This is a genomic window from Streptomyces torulosus, assembly GCF_001419765.1.
In the GTDB taxonomy this organism is placed as follows: Bacteria; Actinomycetota; Actinomycetes; order Streptomycetales; family Streptomycetaceae; genus Streptomyces; species Streptomyces torulosus.
Map to the genome: position 1 here is coordinate 1 of NZ_LIRK01000948.1, position 1,929 is coordinate 1,929.

The 1,929-nt window shown below is 74.2% G+C and carries 1 protein-coding gene and 1 pseudogene; both read left to right on the plus strand.

Features of this window, described 5'->3' with window-relative positions; genetic code table 11:
* A pseudogene (locus AOK23_RS42915) lies at positions 1–354 on the plus strand (serine/threonine protein kinase); the annotation flags it as partial.
* Positions 355–536: 182 nt separating this feature from the next.
* Positions 537–1,772, plus strand: a complete 1,236-nt coding sequence (locus AOK23_RS42920) for a serine/threonine-protein kinase (protein ID WP_055717787.1) — start codon at positions 537–539, stop codon at positions 1,770–1,772.
* The last annotated feature ends 157 nt before the right edge of the window (positions 1,773–1,929 follow it).

Genomic DNA, 1,929 nt, shown 5'->3' on the forward strand with positions numbered 1-1,929 from the left:
CAGCAGCACCAGCCGTACGCCCCCGCCCCGCAGCACCAGCAGCCGCAGCGGTACGCGCCCGCCCCGCAGCCGCAGCAGCCCGCGCCGCGCCCGCAGCGGGAGCCGAGGCCGCCGCGCGAGCCGCGTCAGCGCAGCGCCAACCCCATGAGGATCCCGGGGCTCGGCTGCCTCAAGGGCTGTCTCTTCATGATCGTCCTGCTCTTCGTCGGCGGCTGGCTGATCTGGGAGTTCACCCCGCTCCAGGAATGGATCGGCACGGGCAAGGGCTACTGGGAGCAGCTGAAGGACTGGTTCGACACGGCGACCAAGTGGATCGGCGAGCTGGGCGACTCCGGCTCCGGTTCCGGCCAGTGACGACCGCGGCGGCGACGACCGCGAAGGAGACGACCGCGACGACCGCGAGGGCGACGACTGGCCCGCGCGGTGCCGGGGTTGGGGATTTGTCGACATCTGAGGGGTGATTTCCGCCTCGGCGGTGAAGGTTGGCTCCTGGGGCGCGTAGCTTTGTCGCCAACACGCGGCCTGTAGGAGCAGTCTTGGGACGGAAGATCGGAAGCCGGTACACCGCGAACCAGATTCTGGGGCGGGGCAGCGCCGGCACGGTGTGGCTGGGTGAGGGCCCGGAGGGCCCCGTCGCCATCAAGCTGCTGCGCGAGGACCTCTCGTCCGACCAGGAGCTCGTCAGCCGCTTCGTCCAGGAGCGCACGGCGCTGCTGGGTCTCGACCACCCGAACGTGGTGTCCGTGCGCGACCTCGTTGTCGACGGCAACGACCTCGCCCTCGTCATGGACCTCGTCCGGGGCACCGATCTGCGCACCCGGCTGGACCGGGAGCGCCGCATGGCCCCCGAGGCGGCCGTCGCCATAGTGGCCGACGTGGCCGACGGCCTCGCGGCGGCCCACGCGGCCGGCATCGTGCACCGTGACGTCAAGCCGGAGAACGTGCTGCTGGACATGCAGGGCCCGCTCGGCCCCGGCGGCTCCCACCCGGCCCTGCTGACCGACTTCGGCGTCGCGAAGCTGATCGACTCGCCGCGGCGTACCCGCGCCACGAAGATCATCGGAACGCCGGACTATCTCGCGCCCGAGATCGTCGAGGGCCTGCCGCCCAGGGCGGCCGTGGACATCTACGCCCTCGCGACGGTCCTGTACGAGCTGCTGGCGGGCTTCACCCCGTTCGGCGGGGGCCACCCGGGCGCGGTGCTGCGCCGCCATGTGACCGAGACCGTCGTCCCTCTGCCCGGCATCCCCGAGGAGCTGTGGCAGCTGCTCGTGCAGTGCCTGGCCAAGGCCCCGGCCTCACGGCTGCGGGCGTCGGAGCTGGCTGCGCGGCTGCGGGAGCAGCTGCCGCTGCTGGCCGGGATGCCGCCGCTGGACGTCGACGAGCCGGGCACGGAGACCCAGGACGCGTACGAGGAGGCGCCGGCGGAGGCGGCCGCCCCGCGGGAGCGGGTGCGGCGCGGTGCCGTGCCGCTGGTGCCGGGCGCGAAGCCGGACTCCAACCGGGACACGCACACGTCGATGCGGGTGCCGGCGCCCGACGAGCTGGCCGGGGGTGCGCGGGGCACCGCGCGGGTGCCCCGGGCGGCGGGGGCGCCCCGGCCGGGGTCCGCGCGGAACCGGGCGACCGCCCGCCGCCGCCGGATCACGCTCGGCGCGGCGGCGATCGCGCTGATCGCCGCGGTGGGGGTGGGGACGTGGGCGGTCACCTCCGGGGACGAGGAGGGCGGGGCGCCGTCCGACACGAAGAACTCAGCGCCGGGTTCTCCTTGACGGGGCGCCTGGTAGCTCGGGGGTGCGCGGTTCGTTGGCGGGTGCGGGTGGTGTGTGGTTTCTCGCGCAGTTCCCCGCGCCCCTGAAGGCTTGGGCCTGCGGCCCGGCCTTCATCGGGTGGCGCCGTTGAAAAGCACGGGGCGCAGCCCCGGTCGCT